At 62.6% G+C, this 12,950-nt stretch carries 15 protein-coding genes; 9 read left to right on the top strand and 6 right to left on the bottom strand.

Features of this window, described 5'->3' with window-relative positions:
- Positions 1-443 (top strand): DUF2161 family putative PD-(D/E)XK-type phosphodiesterase (locus tag J5286_RS15730; RefSeq protein WP_247749723.1); only part of this gene is annotated, 443 nt, incomplete at its 5' end.
- Between the two features lie 405 nt (positions 444-848).
- A complete protein-coding gene (locus tag J5286_RS15725; RefSeq protein WP_113010302.1) occupies positions 849-1,073 on the top strand; it encodes a hypothetical protein in 225 nt (74 codons plus the stop codon).
- Positions 1,074-1,201: 128 nt separating this feature from the next.
- Here the strand turns inward: J5286_RS15725 and J5286_RS15720 are convergent, their stop codons facing one another.
- Positions 1,202-2,170, bottom strand: coding sequence for a GlxA family transcriptional regulator (locus J5286_RS15720; RefSeq protein ID WP_209191217.1), 969 nt, complete (start codon positions 2,168-2,170; stop codon positions 1,202-1,204).
- A 95-nt stretch (positions 2,171-2,265) separates the two neighbouring features.
- On the opposite strand from J5286_RS15720, the gene J5286_RS15715 reads away from it, so the two are divergent.
- From J5286_RS15715 to queF, 3 genes are all read left to right on the top strand, one after another.
- A complete protein-coding gene (locus J5286_RS15715) occupies positions 2,266-2,763 on the top strand; it encodes an isochorismatase family protein (RefSeq protein WP_209191216.1) in 498 nt (165 codons plus the stop codon).
- Between the two features lie 193 nt (positions 2,764-2,956).
- The gene (gene emfA, locus J5286_RS15710) at positions 2,957-3,871 is read left to right on the top strand and encodes a cation diffusion facilitator family transporter (protein WP_209191215.1); all 915 of its coding nucleotides are present in this window, start codon (positions 2,957-2,959) and stop codon (positions 3,869-3,871) included.
- Entirely contained in the window at positions 3,872-4,336 is a 465-nt protein-coding gene (gene queF, locus J5286_RS15705) for a preQ(1) synthase (protein ID WP_209191214.1), read from the top strand. It abuts the gene before it with no gap.
- A 16-nt stretch (positions 4,337-4,352) separates the two neighbouring features.
- Here the strand turns inward: queF and J5286_RS15700 are convergent, their stop codons facing one another.
- Together J5286_RS15700 and J5286_RS15695 are read right to left on the bottom strand one after the other, a co-directional pair.
- The gene (locus J5286_RS15700; protein WP_209191213.1) at positions 4,353-5,144 is read right to left on the bottom strand and encodes a glycosyltransferase family 25 protein; all 792 of its coding nucleotides are present in this window, start codon (positions 5,142-5,144) and stop codon (positions 4,353-4,355) included.
- 177 nt (positions 5,145-5,321) lie between these two features.
- Positions 5,322-6,137, bottom strand: coding sequence for a DUF2076 domain-containing protein (locus tag J5286_RS15695; RefSeq protein WP_209191212.1), 816 nt, complete (start codon positions 6,135-6,137; stop codon positions 5,322-5,324).
- A gap of 227 nt (positions 6,138-6,364) precedes the next feature.
- On the opposite strand from J5286_RS15695, the gene J5286_RS15690 reads away from it, so the two are divergent.
- The 4 genes from J5286_RS15690 to leuA all read left to right on the top strand — a co-directional run bounded on the left by J5286_RS15690 (position 6,365) and on the right by leuA (position 10,695).
- The gene (locus J5286_RS15690) at positions 6,365-6,949 is read left to right on the top strand and encodes an ATP-dependent Clp protease proteolytic subunit (RefSeq protein WP_018897336.1); all 585 of its coding nucleotides are present in this window, start codon (positions 6,365-6,367) and stop codon (positions 6,947-6,949) included.
- A 244-nt stretch (positions 6,950-7,193) separates the two neighbouring features.
- On the top strand, positions 7,194-8,372 hold the full coding sequence (locus tag J5286_RS15685; RefSeq protein WP_209191211.1) for a benzoate/H(+) symporter BenE family transporter: 1,179 nt from the start codon (positions 7,194-7,196) through the stop codon (positions 8,370-8,372).
- 25 nt (positions 8,373-8,397) lie between these two features.
- The gene (gene brnA / locus J5286_RS15680) at positions 8,398-8,637 is read left to right on the top strand and encodes a type II toxin-antitoxin system BrnA family antitoxin (protein ID WP_209191210.1); all 240 of its coding nucleotides are present in this window, start codon (positions 8,398-8,400) and stop codon (positions 8,635-8,637) included.
- Between the two features lie 348 nt (positions 8,638-8,985).
- Positions 8,986-10,695: a 2-isopropylmalate synthase gene (gene leuA / locus J5286_RS15675; RefSeq protein ID WP_209191209.1), complete on the top strand. Its 1,710-nt coding sequence runs from the start codon at positions 8,986-8,988 to the stop codon at positions 10,693-10,695.
- Positions 10,696-10,770: 75 nt separating this feature from the next.
- Here the strand turns inward: leuA and J5286_RS15670 are convergent, their stop codons facing one another.
- The 3 genes from J5286_RS15670 to J5286_RS15660 form a co-directional block, all read right to left on the bottom strand.
- Positions 10,771-11,613, bottom strand: coding sequence for an anti-sigma factor family protein (locus J5286_RS15670; RefSeq protein WP_209191208.1), 843 nt, complete (start codon positions 11,611-11,613; stop codon positions 10,771-10,773).
- 1 nt (position 11,614) lies between these two features.
- Positions 11,615-12,121: an RNA polymerase sigma factor gene (locus tag J5286_RS15665; RefSeq protein ID WP_018897343.1), complete on the bottom strand. Its 507-nt coding sequence runs from the start codon at positions 12,119-12,121 to the stop codon at positions 11,615-11,617.
- Between the two features lie 172 nt (positions 12,122-12,293).
- Positions 12,294-12,854, bottom strand: coding sequence for a tetratricopeptide repeat protein (locus J5286_RS15660; protein ID WP_113237304.1), 561 nt, complete (start codon positions 12,852-12,854; stop codon positions 12,294-12,296).
- Positions 12,855-12,950: the final 96 nt, after the last annotated feature.

The following is a 12,950-nucleotide window of genomic DNA, read 5'->3' as shown; positions in this document are numbered from 1 at the left end:
CAGAGGACTACGCAGATGTTCTTCAGAGACGGCGCAGGAGGTGGAAAAGATGCAAGTCGGTACGGCGGTCGGTCAGCGTCATCGTCAGCTCGGTGTCGCCGATGCCGCGGACGAACCCGAAGCGGCGGACGCGGCTGGTGAAAGAGCACCGGAAAAGACAGGGCGATCCGGCGCTCGGGGGCGCGACGCGCTCGCCGATCATGACCGCCTACCGGCAGCAGGCGCTGATCTGCGCGTCGGCGCTTCAACAGGGGTTGGTGCGGCCGCGCGACATGAAGGCTTGGGCGCCGCAGGCGGGGCGCATCCTACTCGACAATGTCTATGGCTGGTTCGACCGGCAGGGGAAGGGCGTCTATGCGCTGAACGAGGCGGGCGAGGCGGCTTTGTTGCGCTGGCCGCAGACGGTGGTGTTTGGTGGCGATGCGGGCGAGGGCGGGGAGTAGGGGGTAAGTCTACTGCAAGCATCCGGACCCGGTTTTGGCCCATTGGGGACGTCTTCGTCAGCAACGTCTCGCCGTGTGGCCCCTCACCCTAACCTCTCCCCGAGGGGAGAGGGGAAGAGACCGCAGAGGGTGCCGCTATGCCCTTCTCCCCCGCGGGGAGAAGGTGCCCGAAGGGCGGATGAGGGGGGCTCCGGATGCTGAGTTAGCCGCATAAACGGGTCACTTGCGTACGAAGTCGGTTTTCGGCCCAAGCGGACTACGGTTTCCTTCTTTCCCGCGGCGGCGCATTGATCCCCGGCGCAAACCTCAGTACGCGATTACATATCTGCGTTGCACAATAAGCAGTACGCGTTTGCCTAAAACAGGAGCATAAAGCGCGCAGTGCCGCACGTAAGGATATTTGCCATGGACTGGTTTCCCATAGTCTTCGTGATTTTCAAGGTTCTCGCGTTGGGCACGGGAATGTACTTCGCCATCAAGTGGCATTACGATCAGGTGGATAAGATCGACAGAGGCTCGGTATTGCTCGCGGGCGGCAAGATCGCGGGAGCCTTCGTGCTGGCGCTCTTGGGTGTCGGGGCCGTCGCCTTCGTCATGAGCAGCATGCTTGGTTTGGACCTTGGTCTCTGATAGTCGCACCGTTGCCGTCCGTGGCCTTCATTGCGGTCTTTGTTAGCCGAAGAAGGCGCTCGTGAAACCTGCTGTTCCGGTGCGACGGCAGTTCGCGTGAAAAGTCCGCCCGGCGACTTTGGTAAAAACTAGGATTTTCCCGACAACAGCGAAAACGCGGCACCGGGGACCCTTTGGTGCGCCAGCCATTGCACCGGCGTCACGCCGACTTCGATGCGGAATGCCGTGCGTAGTGCATGGGCATCAGGGAAACCGCTGCGCAAGGCGACGTCGTCCAGCCCGCGTACGCCGGCCACCAATAGCTCCTTCGCTCGTGCCACGCGAACGCGCCTTATCCATTCGCCAAGGCTACCTCCGGTCCGTGCCCGGATATGGCGTGTCAGGCTTCGGCGGCTCATGTTCGAGCGCTTGGCCAGTTCATCCAGCGAAGGCGGCGCGATGGGATCGGCGCGCAGGCCTTCGAGAAGTTCGGTCACTCGCCGATCGGCAGTAGATCCGATGGCTGGTCGCTCGATCAGTTGCGGTTGTCCACCCGCGCGCTGAGGGGCGACGACGAGATGGCGCGCTATCCGGTTTGCTTCACCAATCCCGCACATCCGGCCGAGCAGATGCAGGCAACAATCCAGCCCCGAAGCGACACCGGCGGACGTCAGGACGCGGCCTTCGTCCACGAACAGCGCGGCCGCATCGACCGTTACACGTGGATAGCGGGCCGCGAAGGTCTCCGCGTGGGCCCAATGTGTCGTTGCGCGCCGCCGATCGAGCAATCCCGCCTCGGCAAGGCCGAAAGCCCCCAGGCACAAGCCCACGACGATGGATCCTCGAGCATCGGCCGCCTTCAGCTTGGCAACGATATCGGGCGATACGGGCTCGTCCACGCTCCGCCAACCCGGTAAAATGACGATATCGGCGCCATCGACCGCATCCAGCCGATGGGCGGCCTCGATGATCATGCCGCCAAACGCGTTCAGCCGGAGCTGATCCGAGCACACCTGAACCTGGTGCCCACCCGCAAGGAGCTGCTCGCCAAACACGGCCAGCGGCGTGGATAGCATGAAAGGGCTGATATGGTCGTAAGCGATAATGGCGATGCGCATTGGCCCGATTTACACGATAAAAGGCAATCAGGCCACTCCACGGCGACGAAATCGGATGTCATCACTGTGGGCGAAACATCAAATGGAGCCTCCGGATGACCCGCACCCTTCTCGTGATCGACGTTCAGAACGACTATTTCCCCGGCGGCGCGCTGCCGCTCTGGGAGGCCGAAGAAACAGAGAAGCGGGTCGTCGACGCGATCCGGCAAGCACGCGCAAGGGGTGACGGGATTGTTCTCGTTCGGCACGTGTCGACCGCTCCGACGGGCCTGTTTGCCGCCGGCGGTGATGGCGTTGAGATCCGCCCGGCTGTTCTGGCTGCGGCTGGCGATGCTCCTGTCGTGACGAAGCAGTATGCGGACGCATTTCAGGAGACGAACCTCGCAGATCATTTGAGGGGAACGACGGAATTGCTGGTCTGCGGGATGATGACACAGAACTGCGTGGTGTTTACGGCATTGTCACGCGCTGCGGAGGAGTTCCAGATCAAGGTGATCGATGATCTTTGCACTGCTCCTCTGGAGGTCGTCCATCTGATCGCCTTGAGTGCCTTGCGGTCCAAGACGCGAGTGATCCATTCTTCCGAGGTTTGAGGCGCGGCCAATCAGCCCGTCGACCTCCTGTCGGCACTTCCGCTTTGACAAATCGCCATTTCTAGCCCATATCCCCCGCAACAGCCGCCTGCGCGATTTTCGCGCGGGCGGTTTTGCGTTTGAATGGCATTGTTTCTGCAATTCGTTCGCATCCGCACCGGTATTGGACATCTAAGAAGGCAGAGGGACAGAGATGAGCGAACAGGGAAACCTTACGGTTCGGAAGCTGGCATTCTGGGGCATTCCGATGTCGCTTGGGGTGATGGGCCTGAAGATGGTGGCCTGGTGGGTCACGGGGTCGGTGGCGCTTTTGTCCGACGGGCTGGAATCGACGGTCAACGTCGTTGCCGCCTTCATCGCCTTCTTCGTGATCCGCTATGCGCAGAAGCCGGCGGACCATGACCATCCCTTCGGGCACCACAAGGCGGAGTATCTTTCGGCGGTTACCGAGGGCGTGCTGATCGTTGTCGCCGCCCTTCTGATCGTCAACGAGGCGGTGGGGCATCTGGCCGATCCCCGCATGCTCGAGGCGCCGGTGCTCGGTCTCGCCATCAACTTCGCGGCCGGCGTGATCAACGCCGTCTGGGCGCGGCTTTTGATTTCGACCGGGCGCAAGTATCGCTCGGCGGCGCTGACGGCCGATGGCCAGCATATCATGTCTGACGTCGTCACCTCCGTCGGCGTGCTGATCGGCCTGTTGCTGGCGATCGCCACCGGCTATGCGATTTTCGATCCGATCCTCGCCATTCTTGTCGCGATCAACATTCTCTATCAGGGCTGGAAGGTGATCTCGCATTCGATCGGCGGGCTGATGGACCAGGCGGTGGAGCCGCAGGAAGAAGAGGCGATCAAGGCTGCGATCGCCACGCATGCGACGGGGTCGCTTGGGGTGCATGATCTGAAGACGCGACGCGCCGGCGCCGTCACTTTCATCGATTTCCATCTTGTCGTGCCGGCCGCTATGTCTGTAAGGCAGGCGCACGATATCTGCGATCGCCTTGAGGATGCCATTCGTGCCGTGCATCCGGGCTCCAGCATCGCCATTCACGTCGAGCCGGAGGGCGAAAAGGCCCACGGCATCCGCGTCAAAGTCATCAAGGAGGCTTGAATGCCCAATACCGACGTCTCCAGCCTGTCCATGCTGGGAAATCAGACCGAATCGCCGACCTCGCCCGAGACGGCGGTGCTGGAAAAAGTGCCCGCCAGCAATGCCGGCACTGATTATGTCGTGCGCTTCACCGCGCCCGAATTCACCTCGCTCTGCCCGATGACCGGGCAGCCGGATTTCGCCCATATCGTCATCGATTACATCCCGAACGAATGGCTGGTGGAATCCAAGGCGCTAAAGCTCTTCCTGCATTCCTTCCGCAACCACGGCGCCTTCCACGAGGATTGCTCGATCTATATCGCCAAGCGCCTGGTCGAGCTGCTCGATCCGAAGTGGCTGAGGATCGGCGCCTACTGGTATCCGCGCGGCGGTATCCCGATCGACGTGTTCTGGCAGACCGGCAAGCCGCCCGAGGGCGTATGGCTGCCCGACCAGGGTGTCGCGACCTATCGCGGTCGTGGTTGATCGGCCGCGGCTGAGTTTAGTCGGCTGATTTGGCGGGATCGGGCGGGAAACTTGCCCGGTCCATGCGCAGCGGGCGCTTCTCGCCACCAAGCCAGCCACGGATGAGGTTGCGGGCCTTTATGGCCTCCAGCTTCAGCCTGAGCAGGTTCTTGCGCAGCTTGCTCGGCGTGAAGGCGCGGTCGATCGATTTGCGGATGAAGGCCGCCTTGTCGGCGCTGCCGTCGAGAAACTGCATCTGGATGACGGGGGCGGGCTCGATCTGGTAGGCCTTCAGCCAGGCGCGGTGCCACATATAGGCGTCGAGCAGGCCATAGGTCTCGGTGTCCTTCAACATGCGCGCGGCGGCACCCGGGCCGATGACATAGCCGGCCGTGCCGACGCGGTTCTGGAACACGCGCCGGGCGCTATAAGCCCCGTCGGTCCAGAACGGATGTTTCGCGACGATATGATCGCGCGGAGCGAATTCAAGATCGTAGGCGATATCGTCGCCATCAGGGCGTGCCTCGATGCTTGCCAGCGCGTCGGCGAAGCTCTGCGACAGCACGGCGTCGTCTTCCAGGATCAGCATCCGCTGATTGCTGTCAATGATCCTGCGCCAGGCGATGCGGTGCGAGGTGAAGCAGGCGACGTCTTCGCGCAGCGTCGGGCTCGGCCAGCTGTCGGCGGCCTTCTGGCATTCTTCCGGCGTCAGGTCGCGGGCCTCGAAGGCATCCAGAAACTCGAAATCGAGGCCGAGCGCCTGCATCTGCCGCGTCTGGAAGCGCCGCCTTGTTTCCTCGGCCTTGCGGCTGATGATGAGGGTTTTCAATGCTCTGTCGTCCGCTCTGCGTTTCATGAGGTCAATGATCGCGGCGGACCATATCGATGCCAGGGGGGCTTATCAATCGGCGTGCGTCAGAGCGCACGGAAACTTGGTAGTCGGATGTGGTGCGGTGGGGATGAGGCGGCCCGCAAGTGGCCTCATCCCGGTGTGCGGTCGGCAGGCCTAGACGTTGAAGCTGTCGTCGCTGCCGAAGTCGGACTGATCGTCGAAATTGTCGTCGTCGTTATCATAATCGGCCTGCTGCAGGCCGCTGTCGTCGTTATCGTTGTTATCGGCGACGTTGTTGTCAGCGACTGTGCGGGTATTGTCGGCCTGCTGGCTGCCGCCGTCATTGTTGTAATAGTTGTTGATGACGGTCTCTTCCGTCGGCGCGCTTGATGGCGTGGCGCCCGAGCCGAGGCCGAGCGAGGACATGTGGCCGCCGCTGAAGATGCCGCTCAGCGAATTGGCGAGCAGCATGCCGCCGGCCACACCAGCCGCCGTGCCGAGCGCGCCCTGCAGGAAGCTGCCGCCGGCAGATGGGGCCTGGGCTTGCGGGCTCCAGGGGCCGGAGGGTTGCTGCTGCATGCGCGGGGCGGTGTCGAAGCCCTGGTTTTCACGGATCTGCTGGCGCGGGGCGCTGCCCCAGGGGCCGCTTGATGCAGCTTCCGAAGGTGCCGGCTGCTGCCGCTGCTGCGGCGGCTGGCTGCTGCCGAAGATGGAGGAGAGGAAGCCACCGCCTTGCTCGGCCTGGTGGTTGTCGCTCTGGTTCGCCTCGAGCTGGCGGACGCGTTCTTCCAGCTCCTTGATATGGCTGGCGGCGGCCTCGAGGCCCTTTTCCTGCACGATCACGGCCTGTGCCAGATAATAGGCCGCATAGGGCTGTTCGCGGGTGCTTTGTTCGACCAGCTGTTCGGCGTCGCGGTCGCGCGGCGTTGCGGCCGCGGTGCGGACGCGTTCGAAAAGGGCGGTCAGGAGTTGGCGTTCTTCGGGTGACATCGGCTGTCTCCTTGGCTCTGGGCTCGCATGTGGTCTCAAGTGGGTCGCTTGAGAAGGACGTAGGAACGGATTGAGACTTTTCAAAGCCTCCACAAGTTACATTTCAGTAAGCCAATGACCCCTAACCATATCTTCACCCGTTCCGTGGCTTGTCTTTTTCACGCATTGTTTTACGCATTGAGTCGCACTATGTGCGGGGAACCCGAATTTACGTGAGAGAGGTTCGAATGAACGACGAAGACCAGGACGACAAGACGAAGGAACTGCCGCTCGGCAAGGAAACGGAGGCGAACCTTTTCAAGTCGCGTTCCATCTTCATCTATGGACCGATCAACCAGGAACTGGCGCAGAAGGTCTGCTCGCAGCTCGTGGCGCTTGCCGCGGCCAGCGACGAAGACATCCGCATCTACGTCAATTCGCCCGGCGGCCACGTCGAATCCGGCGATTCGATCCACGACATGATCAAGTTCATCAAGCCGAAGGTCTGGATGATCGGAACCGGCTGGGTCGCCTCTGCCGGCGCGCTGATCTATGTCGCCGCCCCCAAGGAGCAGCGCCTTTGCCTGCCCAACACCCGCTTCCTGCTGCACCAACCCTCGGGCGGCACGCGCGGTATGGCGTCCGACATCGAAATCCAGGCACGCGAGATCATCAAGATGAACGAGCGCCTGAACAAGATCATGGCTGACGCCACCGGCCAGTCTTACGAAAAGATCGCCGCCGACACCGACCGCGACTACTGGCTCTCCGCTGAAGAAGCCAAGGCCTACGGGCTGGTTTCGCGCATCGTGACGTCGCAGAGCGACATCTGATCGGATCGAGATGAGAGCGCCCTCGCTTGCCGGACAATGGCGGGCGAGGGCGCTTTTTTTGTTTTTGGTGGGTATTACTTCCCCTCATCCCGGCCTCGGACCGGGAAGAGTCTTTCGCCGCGCGGACGCGCCTCGGCTGGATTCCCGCCACAAGGGCGAGAATGAGGGTGGTGGGTGTATCTGGCCTTGCGCCCCCGTTTGCGATACGGCTGCATGACGCCATTCTTCGCTCCGAGTCCCCCGCATGCTTAAAGACTTCTCCGTGCAGGCCCTGTTCATGGGCGTTCTCACCGCTTTCGTCGGTTTCGCCAGTTCGTTTGCCGTCGTGCTGCACGGGTTGCAGGCTGTTGGCGCCACGGAGGCGCAGGCGGCTTCGGGGTTGATGGCGTTGTCGGTCTCGCTCGGGATTTGCGCGATCGTGCTCAGCGTAACCTCAAGGCTGCCGATCAGCATGGCGTGGTCGACGCCGGGGGGCGCGCTTTTGGCTGCGACCGGTGTGGTCGAGGGCGGGTTCAATGCGGCTGTCGGGGCCTTCATGATCTGCGCGTTGCTGATCGTGATCGCCGGGCTGTTCAAGCCGCTCGGACGGGCGGTGGCGGCCATTCCGGCGCCGCTGGCCAATGCGATGCTGGCAGGCGTGCTGATCGGGCTCTGCTTCGCGCCGGTGAAGGCTGTCGGGTTCAATCCGTTGCTCGGGCTGCCGATCGTGCTTGCCTGGATCGTCGTCGGCGCCTTCAAGCGGCTATGGGCCGTGCCGGCGGCGCTGGCGGCCTTCGTGCTGGTCGTGGTCTTCGGGGTCGATGTGCCCGTGGGCGCGCTCGATACCGTCAAGCGTTCGCTGGTGCCGACGGTCGAATTCGTCATGCCCGTGTTCAACGTGCCGGCCTTCGTGTCGATCGCGCTGCCGCTCTTCATCGTCACCATGGCCTCGCAGAATATTCCTGGGATCGCGGTCATGAAGGTCAATGGCTATGAGACCAAGCCCGGGTCGCTCTTTGCTTCCACCGGCTTCTTCTCGCTGCTCTCGGCCCCCTTTGGCGGCCATGCCGTCAATCTTGCGGCGATCACGGCGGCCATGTGCGCCGGGCCGGATGCGCATCCCGATCCGAAGCGGCGCTACTGGGCGGTGATCGTCTGCGGGGTCTGCTATCTCATCCTCGGGCCGCTTGCGGGAGCCGTCACCGCATCCGTCGCACTGGCGCCGCCGATCCTGATCCAGGCGGTGGCGGGGCTGGCGCTGGTCGGCGCCTTCTCGGGCTCGGCCATGGCGGCCTTCCAGGCGCCCGATACGCGGGAGGCGGCGGCGATCACATTCCTGGTGACGGCATCAGGCGTTTCCTTCGGCGGCATCTCCGGCGCCTTTTGGGGGCTGCTGGCTGGCGGGCTGATGATGGCGTTGCAGCGATTTGTGAAATCGAGATAAGCTGCTTCATCTAGGAGTGGTGGTGATGAAGGCCATTTCGGCTGAAGAACTCGACAAGAAATTCGACGACGGCGAGGATATCAGCGAATATCTCGACTGGTCGAAGGCGCGCGGACCCGGCCAGGAACTGACACCTGTTGCCTTCGATCTGACCGTCGATGAGTTGCGTGCGCTGGATACCGAGGCGAAGCGGCTTGGGGTGTCGCGGCAGGATCTGCTTCAGCTGTGGATCGCCGAGCGTCTTTCGTCCGTCGGGCAGCGCTGAATTCGTGCAGCTGGCAAAAAGATGGGCAGGCACTTGCCAGTTTTTCGCGCGGCGGCTATACAGGCCGGCATGAAGAGCACGGGCATCATGATTTCTGAGCAGATTGCACGCGGGCGTATCGCCCTGCGCGACAATACGCGCGCCCTGACCTCGCTTCTTCTCCTCGGCCTTACGCGCGGTTGCCGGGTCCGTTGAGGAGCGCCCGGCGGCCCAAAGCCCGCCGGCCATAGCTCCTCTTCACATATCCCAAAAATCGATCAACCGGACGCTTTGCGCCGGATTCGTCATCGCCAACAGGCAGGCCATGCGCTATGACGCGGCCAGATGACGGGAATAGGAAGAGAAGACATGGACACGAAGACCCGCTCCCACGGCATGCCTGACGCGGCGATGAAGTATCGCCCCTATCCGCAGGTCAACATCCCCGATCGCACATGGCCGACCAAGACGCTGACCAAGGCGCCGATCTGGTGCTCGGTGGACCTGCGCGACGGCAACCAGGCTCTGGTCGACCCGATGGGCCACGACCGCAAGGCGCGGATGTTCCAGCTGCTGCTCGACATGGGCTTCAAGGAAATCGAGATCGGCTTCCCGTCGGCCTCGCAGACCGATTTCGACTTCGCACGCTGGTGCGTCGAGCAGGGCAATGTGCCCGACGACGTGTCGCTGCAGGTGCTGGTGCAGTGCCGTCCGGAGCTGATCACGCGCACCTTTGAAGCCCTGGAAGGCGCCAACAAGCCGATCGTTCACTTCTACAATTCGACGAGCGAGCTGCAGCGCCGCGTGGTTTTCGCCAAGGACGTCAACGGCATCAAGCAGATCGCGGTCGACGCGGCGAAGATGATTTCCGACATGGCGGCCAAGGCCGGTGGCGGTTATCGCTTCGAATATTCGCCGGAGAGCTTTACCGGCACCGAGCTGGACGTGGCGCTGGAGATCTGCAACTCGGTCATCGAGGTGATGAAGCCGACGCCCGACAATAAGCTGATCATCAACCTGCCGTCGACCGTCGAAATGGCGACGCCGAACGTCTATGCCGACCAGATCGAATGGATGTGCCGCAATCTCGACAATCGCGAGAACCTGATCATCTCGCTGCATCCGCATAACGACCGCGGCACCGGCATCGCCGCAGCCGAGCTGGCCTTGCTGGCGGGCGCCGATCGTGTCGAGGGCACGCTGTTTGGTAACGGCGAGCGCACTGGCAATGTCGACGTCGTGACCATGGCGCTCAACATGTTCACGCAGGGTGTGGATCCCGAGATCGACTGCTCGGATATCGTGCGCATGAAGGACGTGTTCGAATATTCCAACCAGATGCCGATCGGCGAGCGCCATCCTTATGTCGGCGAACTGGTCTACACGGCCTTCTCCGGCTCGCATCAGGATGCGATCAACAAGGGCATGAAGGCGATCAAGGTCGCCAACCACCCGGTCTGGGAAGTGCCGTATCTGCCGATCGATCCGCAGGACGTTGGCCGCTCTTACGAGGCGATCATTCGCATCAACTCGCAGTCCGGCAAGGGCGGCATCGCCTATATCCTGCAGCAGGATTACGGCCTCAACCTGCCGCGCAACCTGCAGGTTGAGTATCGCGAGGAGATCCAGCGGATCACCGACGAAGAGGGCAAGGAACTGCCGTCGAAGCGGATCTACGACCACTTCATCGAGCGCTACGTGACGCAGCCGAAGGGCCGCATCAAGTTCGTCGATCACCAGACCTTCGCCGATCCCGAGCGCAAGGGCGTCCGCGTCGTTTCCGCCGAGATCACCGATAACGGCGTGACGAAGACGATCGAGGGACGCGGCAACGGTCCGATCGACGGCTTCATCAACGCGCTCTCCGAGTATCTCGGTGTCGAGATGGCGGTGCAGGATTACTCCGAGCACTCGCTGCAGCACGGCTCGAACGCCTCGGCGATTTCTTACGTTGAGACGTCCTATCCCGGCGGCAAACTCTTCGGCGCCGGCATCAGCACCAACATCGTCGGTGCGTCGCTGGAAGCGATCGTCTCGGCGGCAAACCGGGTGCTTGATGTGAGGGCCGGCAAGGCTTGATTGTAGACCACGGAATCATGAAGCGGGCGTCGCATGCGGCGCCCGCTTTTTTATGCGCGCTTTAAATCTGGCGGTTCAAATCGCGGTGGCGATCTGCATGGCGAGTTGGCTGAGCGATGCCTCGGAGGAGGGGCCGATCAGCATGTAGGAGGTGCCGGCGTTGTGCCAGGTGACCAGGCCGATCTCGTCGCGGATCGTTTCCTTGAAATCCTCGGCGTCTTCAGGCTGGTTGTCCTTGCGGAAGGCGATGGTGGCGAGGTCGCCGTCGGAGCTGGTGTAGACGAGCTGGCCGACCGGGCGGCCGCCGGCGAGCGTCACGCGAGCGCCCTGGAAGGTCCAGCCCTCGGAGACGAGATCCGGGACGCGGAAGGCGACGCCGACGGAGGTGGTGAGCCAGGTGGAGATTTCTTCTGGCTGCGTGGCCGGGACTTCGAAGATGTGGCGAGGCTGGCGGGCGAGCAACCTCTGGTTGGCGAGCATGTCGCCCAGCCATTCTGTCGCTTCGCTGGTCTGCGCGGCATCGATGGCCTGCGCGGTCTGCGACGCGATGTGACCGGCGCCGACGATATAGCCGATGCCGCAGCCGGCGATGAGAAGCACGATCGCGGCCACCAGCGCCTGCGGACCCGAGGGCGCGAACTTGAACGGCTGGCGCGACTGGCGGGGCGCGACGGGGGCCTTGGGCGGTTGCACGCTCTTGATCGAGCGCACCAGCGCCAATGGTACCGGTTCCTTCAGGATGTCGTCGAGCCGGCGCTTGCCGAAATCGGCGCCGTTGCGCAGCTTGTCGTAGATCCGCCGCGCGCCGTCGTCGGTTGCCAGGCGCTGTTCCAGCTCATGCTTCTGCTCGGGCGTCGTCTCGCCATCGAGAAGGGCGGTCAGCTGGGCATCGAGCGGCAGTTTCTTGAAGTCGAGCAAATCAGAACCTGTGGGAATGGTCGTCGGCGAGGCTGGCGAAGTGCAGTTTCGCCTGCGCCAGCTGCGACATGATGAGGGTAGGGGCGACGCCCATGATGTCGCCGGCCTGCTGGTAGCCATGGCCTTCGATCGACACCAGCAGGAAGGCGCTGGCGATGCCCTCGGGCATCTCCGCGATCATCCGGTGGATCGCATCGGAATCGATGATGGCGGCGCGGTCGCGCGTGGCCGTGCGGATATCGGTGACATTGGTCTTGTTGACCGCATGCGGCTTGCGCTTGCGGTGGTCCTCGCTCCATTGCTGGCGCATCAGCGTGTAGACCCAGCTGTCGAGCCGGCCTTCGCCCTGCCATTGATTGCTCTTGGCAATCGCGCGCTGACAGCCGGCCTGGACAAGCTCGTCGGCGCCCGCCGCATCACCCGCGAGCGTCATCGCGAACCGCCGCAACCGGGGCAGAAGACCCACTAGATCGCGTCTGATGTCGATGGTCGTCACAGGTTGACGCATGGTTTTCCCAAGGTGAATGCCGGGTATCGAGAGCCTTTACGGAGCCGTTACCTGGCGCATTTGCGAATTATATCGTCTCTGTGTCCTTTATGAAACAAATCGCCGCTGCTTCGCAAGCAAAAGGCCACTTATCTCACGGGTTCCCAAAGCTTTTTTCGGGTGATCCTCGGGCTCAATAGGTCCTGTAGCCGTGGAGCGACTGGAGGAGCGAGCGGTAGGCCCAAGTGTTCTCGCCGCCGCGGTCGCGGATCTCGACCAGCTGCACGCGCGCGCCCTGCTCATCACCCTGTTCCATCAAAGCTTGGCCCATATATGACCGTGCGAGAATATAGTTCCCGTCGGCCTGCAGCGCCTTGCGATAATAGGACATGCCAAGCTCCATCCGACCGGCCTTGCGGTTGGCGTAGCCCAGATAGTTCAGGATGCGCGGGTCGTTCTGGTTGCGGGCGAGGTTGAGCACGGTGATGGCATTGTCGTACTGACCAGCATAGGCGAATTCGCGGGCGGCCTTGTAGAGATCGTCGTCGTTGAAGGTCTGCTTGTTCGGCGTGACGCATTCCTTCTTCTTCTTGTCCCAGACCTTGCCGTCGGCGCACTTGGTGGTGGTTTCGGTCTTCGGCGGCGGCTTGGTTTCGTCGGTCTCCTCGCCGGCGGCGAAGGCGGGGGCAGAGAAGGTGAAGGCGAGAAGGCCGGCGAGCGCCAGGCCGCGGAGCGTACGGGTCGTGGATGGCATGCGACGTCTCCTGACATCAGATCGCTAATATAAGGAGTGTACGCCTAGATCGGGAAATACCAAGAGGCGATCGGCCCCGATCTGATGGTTTTTCGC

The sequence above is a fragment of the Rhizobium sp. 16-488-2b genome (assembly GCF_017741815.1).
Classification (GTDB): domain Bacteria; phylum Pseudomonadota; class Alphaproteobacteria; order Rhizobiales; family Rhizobiaceae; genus Rhizobium.
Note: the sequence above shows the minus strand (reverse complement) of the source record. Positions and strands in the feature narration are given on the sequence as shown.

Bases quoted from the DNA above. Each gene is read 5' to 3' on its own strand.
- J5286_RS15685 (WP_209191211.1), top strand. From the start codon at position 7,194: ATGCTTAAAGACTTCTCCGTGCAGGCCCTGTTCATGGGCGTTCTCACC.
- J5286_RS15725 (WP_113010302.1), top strand. From the start codon at position 849: ATGGACTGGTTTCCCATAGTCTTCGTGATTTTCAAGGTTCTCGCGTTG.
- J5286_RS15720 (WP_209191217.1), bottom strand. From the start codon at position 2,170: ATGCGCATCGCCATTATCGCTTACGACCATATCAGCCCTTTCATGCTA.
- J5286_RS15660 (WP_113237304.1), bottom strand. From the start codon at position 12,854: ATGCCATCCACGACCCGTACGCTCCGCGGCCTGGCGCTCGCCGGCCTT.
- J5286_RS15695 (WP_209191212.1), bottom strand. From the start codon at position 6,137: ATGTCACCCGAAGAACGCCAACTCCTGACCGCCCTTTTCGAACGCGTC.
- J5286_RS15690 (WP_018897336.1), top strand. From the start codon at position 6,365: ATGAACGACGAAGACCAGGACGACAAGACGAAGGAACTGCCGCTCGGC.
- leuA (WP_209191209.1), top strand. From the start codon at position 8,986: ATGGACACGAAGACCCGCTCCCACGGCATGCCTGACGCGGCGATGAAG.
- emfA (WP_209191215.1), top strand. From the start codon at position 2,957: ATGAGCGAACAGGGAAACCTTACGGTTCGGAAGCTGGCATTCTGGGGC.
- brnA (WP_209191210.1), top strand. From the start codon at position 8,398: ATGAAGGCCATTTCGGCTGAAGAACTCGACAAGAAATTCGACGACGGC.
- J5286_RS15715 (WP_209191216.1), top strand. From the start codon at position 2,266: ATGACCCGCACCCTTCTCGTGATCGACGTTCAGAACGACTATTTCCCC.
- queF (WP_209191214.1), top strand. From the start codon at position 3,872: ATGCCCAATACCGACGTCTCCAGCCTGTCCATGCTGGGAAATCAGACC.
- J5286_RS15665 (WP_018897343.1), bottom strand. From the start codon at position 12,121: ATGCGTCAACCTGTGACGACCATCGACATCAGACGCGATCTAGTGGGT.